The 17028-nt window shown below is 35.5% G+C and carries 14 protein-coding genes; 2 read left to right on the plus strand and 12 right to left on the minus strand.

Going from position 1 to position 17028, the window contains the following annotated elements; all coding sequences use genetic code 11:
- Positions 1-292 precede the first annotated feature (292 nt).
- The 4 genes from NiCM35_RS05440 to NiCM35_RS05455 all read right to left on the minus strand — a co-directional run bounded on the left by NiCM35_RS05440 (position 293) and on the right by NiCM35_RS05455 (position 5185).
- On the minus strand, positions 293-1069 hold the full coding sequence (locus tag NiCM35_RS05440) for a TIGR03943 family putative permease subunit (protein ID WP_095328946.1): 777 nt from the start codon (positions 1067-1069) through the stop codon (positions 293-295).
- 18 nt (positions 1070-1087) lie between these two features.
- The gene (locus NiCM35_RS05445) at positions 1088-2011 is read right to left on the minus strand and encodes a permease (protein WP_433778849.1); all 924 of its coding nucleotides are present in this window, start codon (positions 2009-2011) and stop codon (positions 1088-1090) included.
- Between the two features lie 209 nt (positions 2012-2220).
- Positions 2221-3138 carry a CobW family GTP-binding protein gene (locus tag NiCM35_RS05450; RefSeq protein ID WP_095328948.1) on the minus strand — a complete coding sequence of 306 codons (918 nt, stop codon included), beginning with the start codon at positions 3136-3138 and terminating at the stop codon, positions 2221-2223.
- Positions 3139-3202: 64 nt separating this feature from the next.
- Positions 3203-5185 carry a methyl-accepting chemotaxis protein gene (locus tag NiCM35_RS05455; RefSeq protein ID WP_371472190.1) on the minus strand — a complete coding sequence of 661 codons (1983 nt, stop codon included), beginning with the start codon at positions 5183-5185 and terminating at the stop codon, positions 3203-3205.
- Positions 5186-5396: 211 nt separating this feature from the next.
- Here NiCM35_RS05455 and NiCM35_RS05460 point away from each other — a divergent pair, with 211 nt between their 5' ends.
- On the plus strand, positions 5397-5948 hold the full coding sequence (locus NiCM35_RS05460; RefSeq protein ID WP_433778851.1) for a class I SAM-dependent methyltransferase: 552 nt from the start codon (positions 5397-5399) through the stop codon (positions 5946-5948).
- Positions 5949-6041: 93 nt separating this feature from the next.
- Here NiCM35_RS05460 and NiCM35_RS05465 read toward each other — a convergent pair whose 3' ends face one another.
- The 8 genes from NiCM35_RS05465 to NiCM35_RS05500 all read right to left on the minus strand — a co-directional run bounded on the left by NiCM35_RS05465 (position 6042) and on the right by NiCM35_RS05500 (position 15915).
- A complete protein-coding gene (locus NiCM35_RS05465) occupies positions 6042-8642 on the minus strand; it encodes a polynucleotide kinase-phosphatase (RefSeq protein ID WP_433778853.1) in 2601 nt (866 codons plus the stop codon).
- Positions 8643-10004: a methyltransferase domain-containing protein gene (locus NiCM35_RS05470; RefSeq protein WP_095328952.1), complete on the minus strand. Its 1362-nt coding sequence runs from the start codon at positions 10002-10004 to the stop codon at positions 8643-8645.
- A gap of 269 nt (positions 10005-10273) precedes the next feature.
- The gene (locus tag NiCM35_RS05475; protein ID WP_371000768.1) at positions 10274-10456 is read right to left on the minus strand and encodes an H-type small acid-soluble spore protein; all 183 of its coding nucleotides are present in this window, start codon (positions 10454-10456) and stop codon (positions 10274-10276) included.
- 139 nt (positions 10457-10595) lie between these two features.
- Positions 10596-12689: a class I SAM-dependent methyltransferase gene (locus tag NiCM35_RS05480; RefSeq protein ID WP_433778856.1), complete on the minus strand. Its 2094-nt coding sequence runs from the start codon at positions 12687-12689 to the stop codon at positions 10596-10598.
- Between the two features lie 58 nt (positions 12690-12747).
- A complete protein-coding gene (locus NiCM35_RS05485) occupies positions 12748-13593 on the minus strand; it encodes an alpha/beta fold hydrolase (RefSeq protein WP_371472178.1) in 846 nt (281 codons plus the stop codon).
- Positions 13594-13714: 121 nt separating this feature from the next.
- Positions 13715-14617: an alpha/beta fold hydrolase gene (locus NiCM35_RS05490; RefSeq protein WP_095328955.1), complete on the minus strand. Its 903-nt coding sequence runs from the start codon at positions 14615-14617 to the stop codon at positions 13715-13717.
- A gap of 128 nt (positions 14618-14745) precedes the next feature.
- The gene (locus tag NiCM35_RS05495; RefSeq protein WP_371472175.1) at positions 14746-15441 is read right to left on the minus strand and encodes a DUF5694 domain-containing protein; all 696 of its coding nucleotides are present in this window, start codon (positions 15439-15441) and stop codon (positions 14746-14748) included.
- A 90-nt stretch (positions 15442-15531) separates the two neighbouring features.
- Positions 15532-15915 carry a PH domain-containing protein gene (locus NiCM35_RS05500; protein WP_433778859.1) on the minus strand — a complete coding sequence of 128 codons (384 nt, stop codon included), beginning with the start codon at positions 15913-15915 and terminating at the stop codon, positions 15532-15534.
- Positions 15916-16117: 202 nt separating this feature from the next.
- Here NiCM35_RS05500 and murQ point away from each other — a divergent pair, with 202 nt between their 5' ends.
- Positions 16118-17017 carry an N-acetylmuramic acid 6-phosphate etherase gene (gene murQ / locus NiCM35_RS05505; RefSeq protein ID WP_095322230.1) on the plus strand — a complete coding sequence of 300 codons (900 nt, stop codon included), beginning with the start codon at positions 16118-16120 and terminating at the stop codon, positions 17015-17017.
- Positions 17018-17028 lie beyond the last annotated feature (11 nt).

Genomic DNA, 17028 nt, shown 5'->3' on the forward strand with positions numbered 1-17028 from the left:
GAAATAAATTACGTACAAACAAAAAAAGCCATAACTAACTGAATTCCTAACACGGATACGAAGGAAGCGCCGTGCGATTTTTCAGCAATTATGGCAAAATAAAAACACTACGCCTAAGCAAAGTGTTTTGATCCCATTACACCTCCCTACGCTGGCATTATCCAACAGGTTCATTCGGTCAATGGCAGATTAGCCATACTCTCAGCCTGTTTCCACAAGCCCCCGCTTATATTTAATTGAATTCTCTTAAATTTTAACGAAAAAATAGGAATAATGCAAGAATGGTAGCCTATTAGTCTAATGAATATATGTAATCTTCATCAGGTGCTATTGTTTCTTCGGCCTTTTCTAGTTTAATGATAGGCATTATTTGACCCTCATATTCCTTCTTATCCAATTTTCCTGTTATCACATACCATTGATCACTTTGTAATCCACCAACTTCGCCCTCCAGCATGTAACCAAACAAGCCTAAATCTGCAATACAATGGGTCATGACATATCTTGCAATAACTGCTTGATTATCGGAAAAGGATTCTTCCCGATGAATAAAACCCGTAATCATCACTTCTTTACCCGCCATATCATCCAAATTTGTATGAATCATATCCATTGTCTGCAAATAATTGTCATCTTCAATTGTAATCATATCTTCTTTTTCAGAGGTTTTGAGCTGACCTTCACTAACAGAAAAGGTTTGTCCTTGCTCAAATTGAATATTTGGGAGCATGCTTTTATCAATCGACATGTCTTGTAAGGTAAAAAACAACATCAACGGGCTAAAGAATAGCAGATAAGAAAAAGTAAGGTTCAGGAAAGAGGCATTCTCGTCGCATACATCACAATCACAATCTGCTCCCTTTAAGTTGCTATTTAACAACCGGAAAAAACCAAGAAGAAACATTAATGTCATCGTTATACCTAATAATGGCACCATTTTAGGGGCAACAAGCTGTCCGACATCTCCTGTCACCAATAACTTGAAAATAAGGAGACTGAAGCCAATCAGCACAATTCCTTGCAGTTCGTTTGCTAATTGCCAGGTTGGACTCCATTTAATTTTCACCATTTTTCCTCCTTATATGTGTCATGAAAACAAAATGAATCGTGAAGCTAGCGAAAGCAAGAAGACAATCATTGTAACAATCGTAATAAACACGAATACGAATTTCACCCGAAAAGAGGCCATCATGACAAATGTATTCTTAAAATCAAGGATTGGTCCAAAAACTAAAAAACCAATAATCGCTTCAGGGGTAAACATCTTGGAGAAGGAAGCTGCTACGAAAGCATCTGCCTCTGAACAAAGTGATAGCACATATGCTAGCCCCATCATTACTGCTGTTCCTTCAATTGGTGATTCCCCCGCCTGCATGATAAAACTATCCTTTAAATATACTTGGGCAACACTTGCAAATACTGCTCCAACAATGAAATATTTCCCGATCGTAAAGAATTCATGACACGTATGATGCAAAATTCCTTTCCATTTAGAATCACCTTTGTTTTCATTAGTAGGAACGGCTGCCATTAAATCTTCCCTTTGTGTTTTTAATACCTTTTGTTTCGAAAAAAAGAAATAAATAATGAGACTCACTATAATGGCTGCCAATACGCAAATGATAAAACGTCCGTATGCAATCGATAAATTATGTTGGAAGGCATAGTACGTACTGCCAAAAACGATAAAATTAAGAATTGGAGCTCCCATTAACAAGACAACACCAATATGGACAGGAATTCCTTTTTGAATTAATCTGCGAACAACTGGAATAATGGCACATTCACAGACTGGTGTAATCACTGCAGCAATTAAAGCAGCACCAATGGCCGCTATTGGGTTTTTCGGCATAATTCTAGCAATATACTCTTCTGAAATATAAATATTAATTATAGAGGAGGCGATAGCACCTAATAATAAAAACGGAAGTGCCTCAAGCAAAATCCCAAGAAATAACACAAAAATAGTTTTTATTTGATCTGGCAATGCGAAGCTCCATTGCTTTGCCACATAAAGATCCCCGAAAAAAAATAGATACATTAAAGCGATAAATAAGCAAAAGATAAAAATATCCTTCATACGAGTTGGGATAGACATAGCATACTCCTTTTCTTCGATCATGTATCCTTATACAGTTTATATCTATGCTTGTCCTATCCTATCTATGCAAAAAATAGTGTATCTTATGCTAGATTCGATTAAGATACACAAAGAAAGTATTATAGAATTACTTTTTCAGGTAATTTTTCACCTATTAAAATGATCTCTCCTTTTCGATCAGGAAGATATTCCTTTACTTTTTGCCATTCTAGCAAACCAGAAGCATATTGAAAATGATACCAAGAATGATCATCACTATTTTTGATTGTTCCTTTAGCTCGCAGTAACTTATCTTGATTATTTTTTAAGAAATCTCGTAATTCGCTTTTCGTCATAGGGGTTGTTTGAACTATTTTCATTGCTTTAATATGATGATGGTGATGATGATGGGAAATAGATTGGTCTTTGATTTTAGTACCTTCCTGTTTTTCCAAATATGCTGTTACTCCATGGCCATAGTTACTATGTAATAACGGAGCATCAGGATTTATCTTTCTAATTCGCTTTTCCACCTTTTCAACAGCAAGCTTGCTTGAAAGCTGATCGATTTTATTTAGGACTAATACTGTTCCGTTCTCAATTTGCTCTTTCTGCAGCTGCCTCACTTCTTTGCTGCTCGAAAAAATACTTGTATATTCTGTAAAATGCAAGCTGTCAATTAAACAAATTCTTTCAACGACCTCAAAATTATCTCTATATCTCTGTTCACTAAATGTCTCCATTATTTCGCAAGGATTTGCTACTCCTGTCCCTTCTAACAACACAATTTCTATGTTCTCTTTATGCAATGTCACGGTTAGGTCATTAAGTGTTGATCTTAAATCTTCTTTGATGGAACAACAGACACATCCATTTAACAATTCATAGAGTGACTCCTCTTTAAAAAGATGTTTTTCGATATTTGTTTCCCCAAGTTCATTCAAGATAATAGCATATTTTTTATTTTTCCCTTTAAAATATTCCATACATTTTAATAGAGTTGTTGTTTTTCCGCTCCCAAGAAACCCATTTATTAAATAAACTTTTATTTTTTCCACGAAAATACCTCCTGCATATAAAGCCTAACGCTACTTTATGCAAGAGGTACTTTTCATATGACGATTAATAGGTAAATTGATGAAGATTTCGTTTGAGTTGTTCCGCCATATTCAACAAATTCTTTGCGGAACCTGAAATTTCTTCAATAGCAGCCAGCTGTTCTTCCGTTAGGGATACAACTTCTTCAGAAGAAGCCGAATTATCAGAGGCAATCTGCGCTAATTCGCCTGCTGTGATGCTTACCTCCTTTAGAGTGGTTGCCATCTCATTTGAAGTGTCCGTAACTTTTTGAATATGTGGGGTCATTTCCTTCATACTATGTACAATTTCTTGAAATCTTATATGAGATTCATCCGTTACTTCTAGTCCTGTTTGAACAGCTCGTGATACCTCTGCCATTCTTTGAACTGTATTCTCGGTCGTTTTCTGTACATCCGTAATTAATTGCGAAATATTACTGGCAAATTGTCCAGACTGTTCCGCAAGTTTACGTACTTCATTTGCTACAACAGCAAAACCTTTGCCTGTCTCCCCCGCCCTTGCTGCTTCTATCGCTGCGTTTAATGCAAGAAGATTCGTTTGTTCGGAGATAGTAGTAATGCTTTCTGTTATTTTTTCGATATGCTTGGATTGTTCTACGAGTTCTTTAATCATTTTATTTGATTCAGCAACTGTCCCATTGATTACATGCATTTGTTCCAGTGTTGCTTGTATGGAGTTCCCTCCCGCATATGCTTTTTCTATCGTGCCTGTTGAAAGATCTGAAACCTCTTTACTAAAAATAACGATTTGATTTGTTCCATTTAAGACAGACTTAAGACTATCGACATTATTATCCAAACCTTTTGTCTGAATTTCCGCACCGCTAGCTACTTGCTGGATAGTATTGGTTACATGCTCTGATGCAATAGTCACCTCATTCGCACTTGCTGTTAACTGACCGGCACTTGCAGCGACATTCTCGGAACTTTGCTCGATATTGCTAATAAGCTGTCGTAAATTATTTTGCATCGTATGAAATGCTGCTGCAACATCGCCAATTTCATCTTTAGCAGTTATGTTAATGTCCGTAGTTAAATTCCCTTTACTCACTGTAATGGCTTGTTCTTTCAATTTTTTAATTGGTTTGATAATAGAGGAAACAATCACCATCATCATGATCCCTCCAATAATAATAGAGACAGCTAATATCCCTGTTACCGCATACAATAGATCTTTGGAATGATTGACAATTTCTGATTTTTCCATCGTTCCTGCTAACTTCCATCCAGTCAGCTTATTTGTCTGAAAAACCATTTTCCGACTAATCTTATCTGCTGAATAATCCAATGTGCCAGCTTGTCGGTTATAAAGTGTTTCATAATAGGAGGCTTTCACCACACCCCCTTGTTTTTCATCTGGATGAACAATAAACCGTTTCTTTTGATCAAGTAAGATGACATAGCCTTCTTTTCCAAATGTTATTTCACCTGCGAGTTCTGCTAAGTAATCTAAATTCATGGTTACTGCCATAACGCCAGCATTATCTGCAATCGTTTTTCCAATGGTAATAACCATCTTTTTAGAAACTGGGGAAAGATAAGGATCCATGATAACTGCTTCTCCTGGTTTATTAACAGCCGCTTTATACCAATCTCTCAACCTTGGATCCATATGATCATTATTTTCCTCCATAGACTTCTGAAAAAGCTTTCCATCATTTGTTCCAATATAGATACTAGAAACTTCAGGATGGACTTGGCTATACTGCTCAATGGTTTTCTGCAGAGTTTCCGGATCTTTTTCCAATAGTTTTTTCGTCATTGTTTCTGTTAATGCTGACACATCATAAATTTTTTCAGACATTAAATTGGTTATACTCTTATCCAGCATGTTTAAATTAGTACTCGCATTGCTTATAAAATCTTTTTCCATCTGCTTGTTTGCATATAAAAAAGAAAATGCACCAATTAAGATACTCGGAATTAATAGCATTGCTAAAAAGGAAATAATAAGCTTCTTTTTTAACGGAATTCCTTTTCTTTTTTTTATAAGAAATTTTTTCATTGTCATCTCCCCTCTCTTTGAATACGCATACATTCTTACAAGAAAAAAGGTAATCCTTTCTGTACTATTATTTTACAATAGATAGGCGATGATTCCTATGTCATTTGGCCTGTTTTTTATTTGTTACTCGTTAACATTTTTATCTTGTCGAAAAAGTAATTTATATTCTATATTGTATGCTAATGGTAATTTCTAAAATGGAGGGATTCATATGAAGGATGAAACGATAAAGATTGTTATTGGTGCTGGGGAATACAGGAATAATCCTGGCTGGATTCATACACAGGAAGATGAGCTTAACTTATTGGACGATTCAACTTGGCTAAAGTTTGTAAAATGTTCCATAGACGCTATTTTAGCGGAACATGTATGGGAGCATCTCACCTTTGAGGAAGGTGTTCAAGCAGCTTCACTTTGCTATCAATATTTGAACCCAGGAGGTTATATTCGCTGTGCTGTACCAGACGGTTTCTTTCCGGATGAATCGTATCAACGAATAGTGCAAATCGGAGGGCCCGGGCCTAAAAACCATCCTGCCTTCACTCATAAGATTGTTCTTAATTATCAAACATTGTCAAAAATGTTTGAATTAGCAGGACTCGAAGTACATTTATTGGAGTATTGTGATGAAGAAGGTGTTTTTCATGAAAATGAATGGCACGGAAAAGATGGCGTGATTTTTAGGTCCAAAAAATACGATCAAAGAAATAACGGGGAAAAGCTTTTATTTCCTTCTCTTATAATCGATGCATGGAAAAGATAATGAAAAATTAACCAGTGCATTCCCTTATAAATATCAAGCTGGGATAGAAAGCAAATTCATTGAGAAAATATCCTTCTGAATTTGCTTTTTATCTTATAATCTTGCATCAATCGGATCTTCTTCCAAAGCCAATGTCGCAAGGACACATTCATGAATTCTTTCCACTGACTCCAACTGGATAAAACGATTGATCCCTTCTATTCCTAAAGCCAATTCCTTTAAGGCATTGCGCTGCTTCTTAGCTGTTTTACGGTCTTTTAATCGTCTTAATTGATCCTTTTCTAAATAATCCATGCCATATATAATTTGAAGATATTTCCGTCCTCTTACTTTAATGGCTGGTTGAAGTAATTTTCCCTTTGGATTTCTCGCAAGGAATTGATAAGGTTTAAAGATAACCCCTTCATGGCCATCTGTCGTAATTTCTTCCCACCAGCTGACAGCTTTCTTTAATGATTCATCATCATTTACAATCAGATAATCTGTTTTCATAAAAAGACTGCTAATTGTGCTGAAATATTCGTTTTGTTCCATATGCCACTGATGTGTTTGATGAAAATAACTTTCGTTGCTATGTGCAAGGATATGAAATGGAGCGATTTTTATATCCTCTAATTGTTGAATTTCCCAACAATATTGATTGTACACTTCACTAAAACTTTGCGCATTTTGTCGCTTTTGTGCAAATTCTTCTACCCAGCCATTAACAGCCATGCCATTTTGCTGCGCACAAAGAAGCTGCTCGTAAATCTTGTCTCTATCCATCACGCTCATTTCAGCCACATGTGCGTATTGCTGAATAATTAAATCCTTTGCCTTTAAATTCCATGGAAGGATTTCAGCATCAAGCAATACCCAGTCTGTCTGATTCTTATCAAAATAATTTACAGTTGTCAGATCATAATGGAGCTTTGTCAGAATTTTTTCTTCGAGCTCTATAGAAAAAAAGGCTCTCCCTGTTCTTGTATAGATAGTGCCTAAACTTCTTTTCCCAACATACTTTTCTGCTGCCTCTGGATTCTTAAATAACAAAAGTATCCCTCTGCTGCCCATATGCTTTTTCTCGACAACCATTTGGTCTATCCCATTATCTTTGTAGTAATGATAGGCATCGATTGGATGTTCCAAATATCCTTCGATTGTTGAAGTTTGCGACGGAGGACTCATCGTTGGCGGTATATAGATTAACTCTTCCATGGGAATTGTAAAATGGGACACCTTGTCCATCGCTGCTTTCACATTATTTTGCGGACAACTAATTTCTCCAAACGTATCTGTCCAAACACTATAACCATTAATAAATCGCTGAACATTCGGCAGAGAAAGCCTTGTTTCCTGCCATTTTTTTAATGGATTATCTTCAATTTGAGCATAATCCTTTTGAGCCTTAACCGAAATAAATTCTCTTTCTGGATAACGAAAAGCCGTTAACTTTCCGCCAAAAACAACCCCTTGGTCAATATTGATTGTATTATTCACAAAGAGCGGCTCCGGTTTCGGATCATGTCCCCAAATAATTAATTCTTTTGATAGATGATTTCTGTACCAGTCTCCACGGATCGGCTTCCCATCTGTGTCCATTCCTAATGTTTCTCCATATCTTGTAAAATCGGAAATCGTGTTTGATTGTTTGCCAATATAATGATCTTTTATCCCTGCATGAGCAACAACTGCTGTTTTCACACCATTTCTTGTCAGAACATAATGGGAAGGTGACTGAAGAAGCATAGTTTTCCAATCTTCTCTTATTTTTTCTATCTGCTCATCTGTATATGTAAGGGAAAAGGAAGTAAACGTTTCTTTAATCCATTCATCTCCGTGATTTAGTGTCACTTTTTTCCCATCAAGCCATCTTGCTATTTTCCATCCATGGTTACTATCAATCATATACGCAAGATTATGGTTAAGGTGAGCAGAGAAAAAGAAAAGTGCTTCTGCAGATTTTGGGCCGCGGCTCATAATATCCCCTACCGAAACAAATTTCCGACCTTCTGGATGGCGATATAACCCATCATCATGTTTTATATAACCTAAACGTTCTAGCAATTCGTAACATTCATCCATACATCCATGAATATCTCCGATAATATCTAAGCCATTATCAGCATTTAAATAGTACGAAGCTTCTTCTGTTTCGATACTTACTGACTCGTCCCGATCTCTAATATAATATATTGCGTGATAGCTTTCCCTTTGGATTTTGCGGATTTCCTGACGCATTATTTCAAATTGTCTTTTTACCTTCCCTTTTCCTCTCGGATGGGTGCGCTTTTCGTCTCTTTCCAGAAGGACAGATAAAGAGAGATCAAAAACAATCACTACTACAGGAACATGATATTTTTTTCCCAGAAGTCGATACTTTTCCCGTTCTGCCTCTTTTAAATGGGTTGCGTCGATATAGCTTCGCTTATTCAATGTCGCTCTTGCGCTAATCATTTGTTTCATCATTTCAAAGGCCGCTGTTGAGATTTGGCTATATTCTTCCATCAAGTTGGCAGCTACTTCTTTAGGTTGATTTGTCCAGTCTACAAAGTCAATATTACTGACTAATTTCCGAAAATGATCGGAACTAATTACTTCTTCCGCTTGCAGAAAACCTTTGTTTATCCAATTTTCCAATGTTGTTGATTTGCCACTATTTGATGGTCCTATTAATAAAACAATACTGTTATAGGGTATTCGAATCGTTTTCATTTATCCACCTCTTTTCTGCGAAAATATGGCCATCTGTGTAGGATAGCCGTAACCTTCTATATATTCACCTATCCCATCGATTTGTACCTTATAGTTAGCATGACTTTCCCAATACTTGGTCCATTCTTCAAACTGTTGCTGCGTCCATTCAAATCGATGGTCGCTGTGCCTTTTTGCCTCATTCATATCATAGACAGCATTGTAATCTTGATTAGGCGTTGTCACAATTACATGATAAGGCTTGTATTTTGTAAAAATGGTGTCAAATACCTTCCCTAATCGATTTTCGTCAATATGCTCAATGACTTCACAGAGAATAAAGATATCTTTCTTTTCCAATTCACTATCATAATAAAATAAAGAGCCCCATTTAAAAGTTGGAAGAAGAAAGTCAGGCTTATCCACTAATGCCTCGATTCTTTTTTTAGCTTTTAACTGTTCTCGTTCAGAAGGATCTACTGCGATAAGTTCTTCTATTCCGCTTATAAAGCCTAATTGGGCCGTTAGCTTTCCTTCTCCAGCACCCATATCTACAATTCGGCTATTATGCGGAAGCTTCTTTACAGTTTCTATAATTTTCTCATAGCGCCATTGATTTAAGCTTTTCTTCTTTGTCAAAGGTGCTTGTTTTTCCTCTGAAGGCTTTGATTCTATTAACCTTGATTTTTCTATTAAATCTGAAAAAACAAGCGACTCCTTTATAATTTCATTTCTTTTCGGATGGGAGGAAAGCCATCCTTCTCCGTAACGCTTCAGCTTATCCACTTCTTTTTCATCAATATAATAATGTTTATATTGGTCCATTACTGGAATCAGCACAAACAAATGACGGAAACAGTCTTGTATCGTCTGTTTTGCCTTTAACGTAATAAATTTTGCTGAACTTTTTTTCGCGAATGACTTTGGTAAAAGTACCTTGCCATTTTCGATCGTAAGCTCATATCCTAAAGGTTCAAAGAGTTCTGCTAATTCATGATTGGTTAACTTGGTAGATAGCGGTCCAAATGTAATTTCTAGGGGAAAAGAATAGTTCACCCACTCTTTGAATTCATCTTTTGGCTTTCCATTTAATGCAGTTCCAACTGCCTTTCGTAAAACTGAGCAGAAAATACTGCTGACAGCACTTTCTCTATCATTAATATAATGTGTAATAGACGAAAAGTTAGTTTGATTTTTCGTTAATTCCATATTATCTACTGTAACGAAAAATAATATCTGGACTTCATGCTCCTCGTTTTTGGTAAAAACAATGCGCACTAACCCGCCTTTCTCTTTTCTTTCATATAAGTTATGGGGATTTTTAGCAATAAGATGGGAGACCATCCTTGCATGCTCGCCATATACTTTAAGACTTATTTGCATAAACTCACCTCTTTTTCTCTCAAAACCATTTGAATACTATTTTACCATATTTTTCATAAAAAAGAACCACTATTACGAGTGGTTGCAGAATGAGGACAAACTCCTTGAATTAGGAGTTTTGCCTATACTCTTTTTTTGTAATCCCTTCTAATAGAGATGTTGTTTTCCGCTACAAGTGTTAAAAAGGGAATCAGAATGAAAACATTCTGATCCTCTCCTTTTGTCTACCAACTGGAACCTCTATCCTCGTGGTTGTCTTGCGAGAGATTTTAAGCTTCTTCTAGGCTTGCAATGTCAACTTCTGTTTGTTCTTGACTTCCGCCTACCAGATGAACGATTGCGGTTGCATCTTTTTCTTTAATATCTTCCAGCCAAACTGAGGCACCGTTATACTTTACTTCTATTTCTGCTGATGAGGAAAGTATTTGTTTTGCTCTGTTAATATCCATCATTCCACCTACTTTCTATATAAAGAAATGTTAAGTTCCCCATAGGGTTCCTTTATTAAAATAGATCCTTTTTCATTATGTGAAAGTAGGCGGAAATCTATTCTCTCCATTTTTTTGCCTTACTTGAAAACTATTTAAAGCTCTATCTAAGATGTTTTTCAATCACAATAAAACAGGTGCTGTCAGGAAGTTTAACCACGTTTTGAGAGGAATCCATCAATTTTACTTTCGGTAATAGATGCTCTGCATAGCCATCTTGTATATAATGGTCAAACAATAGCACTTTCCCCTTATTGCCAATCACCCTTTTAATAACATCTTTATATTCTGCAGGGGTAAAGTACCCGAACTGCTCTTGTACTTCATGCGGATAGGCCTCTTCTCCCCATGTATAAGTATATAGAAATTCCATCGCATCATTTATCGGCAATTTAACAGTGCTTTCATTAATTTGCTCAAACTCGATCTGTCTGCCTTTAAAATCATTTACATAGCGTTTAAAAAAATCCAAACCATTTGGCTGCTTAAATTCAATTTGTCTCCATTCTTCTTTCGGTTCGGTCATAATACCATCTCTAATTATGATTCTGCCGCCCGGTTTAAGGACTTCAAATGCACTTGTTAGGCTATCCAAAATAACCTCTGGATTAAATTTCATCCCTTTATATGGAATATAAGAATACATCTCATGAAGTATCGAAGAAAATACAATGGTATCCATACTATTCACCGCAAAAGTTTCTTTTAATTGCAGTGCATCTGCCTGTTTAACAAGCCATGTTTTCTTTTCTCTTATTTTCCTTTTTTCTAATGCCTCGATAACATTGGTAGAAATATCAATGCCGATAACAGTTGCTTGGGGATGACGATCCGATAGAATATCTAACATAATTCCACCGCCTGCCCCTATATCCAGCAGCTTATTTCCTATTGCGTAGTCAGCAATCATCTTTTTATGGTCTTCAGCATTATTCATATCAGCAAGATAGTTTTGTTCATTTTGCATTCGATCAAAGCCATCCTTTCGAAAACCAAAAAAATCATATAAAAGAATGATTGCCCGTTCATAAAGGGGGGATTTTTCTGCTTCCTGACAAAACTCAATTAATTTCTCCCCAGCCTTTGAATAAACAAATGTTACGCTAATATTTTCATTTAAAGAGTCAAGCGGAATAATCACTAATTCGACATGTTCATTTGCGCACTTTGTGCCGGCAATTAAATCATCAATCGTTTGTTCTTTCAAAAATGCCTCAATGATTCTCTTTTTGTATAAGTTAATTGTCTTTTTACCTTTATAGTCATAATAGATGTCTTTCATAAACGGTTCAAAGCTGATTTGCCTTATTGTTAATGGATCGACTTTTTGATAGATTAATAGGAAGATTTTCAAAAATTCTTCCAAGGAGAAATCATGCAGAGCAGACTCCACATACCACATATCCGTTTTATGAAAAAATAATTGAAGCATTTCATTTCTTTTCGATTCTTTTAAAAAACGACTATACTCTTCATCAAAATTTTCACCGTTTTGGATAGCAGCTTTTCTCAGCCTCTTTATTCTTTCCTTTAATGGCAACTCTTGCTCCCTTTTCCCTTCCAAAATAGAGCTGATAACTTCTTTAACTTCCTTTTGAACTTCCTTCCATATTTCCGGTGAAACAGCTTCGATGATACATTGATTCAAGACATATAATAAACGGTACCTATCATTTTGATCTACTACGATGTTTTTATTCATAGATAAAATTAATGGTTCTAACTGACAATAGCGAACTTCTCCTCTTATAAATTGACCTATTAATCCATGTGTATAAATAAGTGTAAAAATAAGCTCTTCTAAAACCAAGTTACGTTCGCCATTTGTTGTCTTTCTTATTTCCTCTGCATAAATTTGCGCAGAACCAATATTATGAATGCCTAATTGAAATCCCCTTTCTCTCCAATATTTGCGCTGAGAAGGCGATCCACATTTTGCTACATCACTCCAAATTAAAACCTGTTCTATTATTTGTTTTTCAGGATCATTTAAACTCGTACAATTATCTAAGATTAATAGAGTCTTTTCCACATAGGATAAAACCGGATTGCTTTCTAACCCTTCTAACGAAGGAACTTGTTCTAAATTCACATTCTTTTCTTTTGTTATATAAAGATATTGCAGCCATTTCTGTTGTCGCAATACCTCTTTATTTCCTTGTCTCACTTCTTGAATTGCCTGTAGAGAGGCTAGCATTTCCTTTCACTCCTGACAAAATGATGAATACAATATTATCATCGGATTTAATTTAATTCTAAACAGTCTTTTTATCATTTACAAAACTTAATACTGCCTCTTTAAACGCATCTTGATTCTCTATGTATGGATGATGTCCGCCATTAATATAGTGAATGACTGCATTTTCACACGGAAAAGTTAAATGATGGTTTGGTCCAACAGCATGATCAGATTTACCAGCTATAATCAGAGTCGGTTTTTGTATTTCTCTCAGAAGTTCTGTAAAATCGTCAAAATATTCTTTTAAGGAGAAAATCTTCTTTTGGAAATAGGCATCCGTTCTTAATTCCTTATCTATCATATCTACTTCTTTTTTCTTGTCTATATCTGTATATTGAAAATGATCGTAACGTCCGTTCTCGATTAATTTAAAAAGAGTCGAATAGAATAATTCTATGTAATCCTCCAGTGGATCAGAAGGGAAGATATTTCGTTGTTCTTGTAAAATTTCAAGTCCTCTATTTATTTGATACTCAAACGATTCGTACATATTCAGTGTTACATTGGCTAATATTAGCCCAATGGTATGTTCCGGAAATCGAGCAGCATAGTTAACTGCAAGAATGCCGCCAAAGGAATGTCCCATAATATACCATTTATTAATTCCTAGCGATATTCTTAATTCTTCTAAATCCATAATTAATCTATTTAATGAATAATCATGGGATAGGGAATGTTCAGATCGGCCGCATCCTCGCTGATCTAAATATATCATTTGCAAATCTTTTTCTAAAAGACCATGGGCAAATAGCTGGAAAGGTTTGCTCCAATATCCTGGACCTCCATGCAGATAAAGGCATGGATCTCCGTTTCCACTCATTTCGTAATATACTAGTAATCCATCCCTTGTTTTTACATACATGATTGTCTTCTCCTTTTACAGCAATCTATCTTATGAAGTCTTTCAAAAAAAGGGGAAAAGGTACTAATAATGAAAACATAGCACCTTTTACTTCACACCATTTAGTTTCATGATTTTTGCTTCAATGATTTTCCCATAATATAAACTCCGTTACCATTTTACTAAACCATTCTGGACTTTCATTATGAGGCGTATGCCCACACTGCTCTATTATTTGAATTTCTCCTTGTCGAACATTCTTATCAAAAAAATCTATTTGCTTTTCACAGGTTACTGGATCATATTCACCTACTATTAAAAGACTCGGTACTTGTATCTTCTTTAATAGTGGTAAAACCGATTCGAAGATCTTGCCTTCATTCCTTAATCTTACAAAATGGATTTCAGACTTATCATAAAAACGATCCCATTGTTCGTCTGTATAAATACTTGTTTCTAGATTGATAGAATGCAAACTATATATTTCCATTCGTTTTTCTTGCAAATAAGAGCTTAGCTGCAAATAGCCTTCTACCAATTCTTTTGGTGACACAGCTTTAGCAATTAAACGATTGACTTGCTTCTGTAATGGAATCATATTATATCTTGCAAATAAGCTAGCCGTTCTTTTTAATAAGGATTTTGCTGTTAATTCGAAATCAAATGTAGGACACTCAAAAATTAACTTTTCGATAGCATATGGATAGCGATTTGCATATAGGACGGCTAAATATCCACCGAAAGAATGCCCTATAATCGACCATTTAGAAATACCTAGTTGGATACGTAGTTCTTCGCAATCTTCTATTAAATGGTTTATTCCAAAAGACTCCTCCTTAAAAATTTCTTCAGAGCGACATACTCCTCTCTGATCTATAACAACTAAACGAAAAAAATTGTTTAGACGATGTGTTTGATTCATGGAAAAGTCAAAACACCCTTCACCTGGGCCGCCATGTAAATATAGAATAGCTTTTCCTGTCATTTTCCCATGCGTTTCCACATATAATTCTTTATTATTAATGTTCAAGTAGTGAATTGCCATCGATTTTCATCCTTCCTTTTTCCATTCTTCTTATGCCTATAGAAAATGGGGGAGCTCGTGAAAATGGCAGTAACCTTGAACGTTAATGGAAGCCTTCTATTGAATACATGAAACATTCCTCCTGCCCCTTATATTTTGTTTGTATAGGAAAAAGGATTTATTACTTCCCAGCCAATTCCTTCAAAAAACTTTCTTAATAGCCACAAATGGTCACTGCCAATAAGAAGCAAAATACAATCTTGATCATTATCCTTTGTAATCTCTAGCACATTATTAAATATATACAATTCTCTTTTCATCCATTTATCTAGAAAGGGAATACCAATTTTTACACCCTGTTTATTTTCAACTAAGACAAAAGATAAATAAAGATCCTCAAGTCTATGTATATATGCGTTCTCATTCAATCGGCGAAATGCCTCTATTAATGAACTTGTTGCAGACAACACGGGACTAGCTTTATTTAAACTTTCCATTTTTTCAGATAGTTCTTGATAATTTTCCTTTATTTCATTAAATAGGTTTTGAACATCTTCTTGCACTAATTCCCCTTCCCAATTTACACCATATACCTTATCATGGTGTAATTTATTCGCTAATCTAAAACCAATTTGTTCAATCTCATCTGAAGAATATTGATTACTTTCTTGATGAAATTTTTCAATAAGAAGCTGCTCATCTTTTTTATCCCATTCTAAGGCAATTTTGGAAGGTCTCCATTCTGCTAATAATTGAACTAATTCTTCGATCTCTTCGTCTTTCCTTTTTATCATATCAGCATTTTCCGCAAAATGAAAAGTGCCTACTAATATTATCTTCTTCACATCTCCACCGCCATCGTTAAAATAACTTATCGTTAATTATTGTTTTTTCCTCTTTTTGAAATTCTATTTTCTAATTCTATTAAAAATAATTCAGCGTTCTGCGGAGATATTTTTACACTGCCAAGGCTCGCTGTCATGTAAAATATTTCGATTGCTGGTTCGCATGTTAAGTCGAAAACCAGTAAATATATCAGTCGTCTTAGCAACTTTAGTAATATTTTCATAGCGGATTTTACTGTGAAAAGGTCCCCCTTTTACTAGTAAATACTCATCGGTAAACACATACTTAATACCAAATGTAATCCATGCAAAAAAAGAAGTACATAAGATAAAAATGGTACTCATAATAATACTGGGCAATATTGTTCGTTCCTTCTCTATAAACAATGGACCTAACGTAACAAGCCCCATGCTAAAAATAACGACTAACAACATGATAATAAAGAAGCGATCTACTTTCGAACGGAAAATCATGTTTTTACCCCCTCCTCTTATCATACGTATAAGGATAACAGTAAGTTTCAGTCAATTGTCTTTTCTTTTATGTAAGCATCTTGAAATAAAATTTCATTTTATTATTTGTTATGAATTATTGAAATTTCATTTTAGTTTTATTATAATCATCTCAAGGAAATCGTTTTCAAATCTAAACAAACTTGGAGAAGGAGTATTTACCATGGAAGAAAAGCTTGAGCTATTAACAACAGAATCTCGAAATGAGCAAACAATGCAAATCGATACGGCTGAACCAATGGAAATATTGCGTTTGATGAATGAACAAGATCAACTAGTGGCTCTTGCAGTCAAGGAAGTCTTATCTGATATAGAGGTAGCCGTCCAATACGTTTTTGAATCCTTCCAAAAAGGCGGTCGCCTTATTTATGTGGGCGCAGGAACGAGTGGAAGATTAGGCGTTCTCGATGCTGTAGAATGTCCACCAACATTTGGTACAGATCCCGAAATGGTGCAAGGACTGATCGCTGGTGGAGAAACAGCCTTTTTTAAAGCGGTCGAAGGAGCAGAAGATCAGCCAGATCTTGGTATCAAAGATTTAAAAGCTATAAGTCTTTCAAAAAATGATACGGTGATTGGTATTGCCGCCAGTGGAAGGACTCCTTATGTTATCGGAGCATTGCAGTATGCAAGAGCAGTTGGAGCAAAAACAATTGCCTTATCCTGTAATAAAAATGCAGCCATCAGTAAAGAAGCAGAGCAAGCAATCGAAGTGATTGTCGGTCCTGAGGTGCTTACCGGTTCAACCCGGTTAAAATCAGGCACTGCACACAAAATGATTTTAAATATGATCTCCACTTCCTCCATGATATTGCTAGGAAAAGCATACGAAAACTTAATGGTAGATGTTCATGTAAGCAATGAAAAGCTTAAGGAACGAGCAATCGCTATTATTTGCAAAATTGCAGATGTCTCCTATGAACAAGCATTAGAAACATTGGAAGAGGCAAACTTACAAGTCAAAACAGCAATCGTCATGTTAAAAACAAATTCAAGCAAGCAAGAAGCAGAGCAGCTTTTAGCAAATGCTAATGGTTATGTAAAAAAAGCAATTCAGAAGTAATCTGAAAAGGT

Source organism: Niallia sp. M35 (assembly GCF_050971705.1).
Taxonomy (GTDB): Bacteria; Bacillota; Bacilli; order Bacillales; family Cytobacillaceae; genus Niallia; species Niallia circulans_A.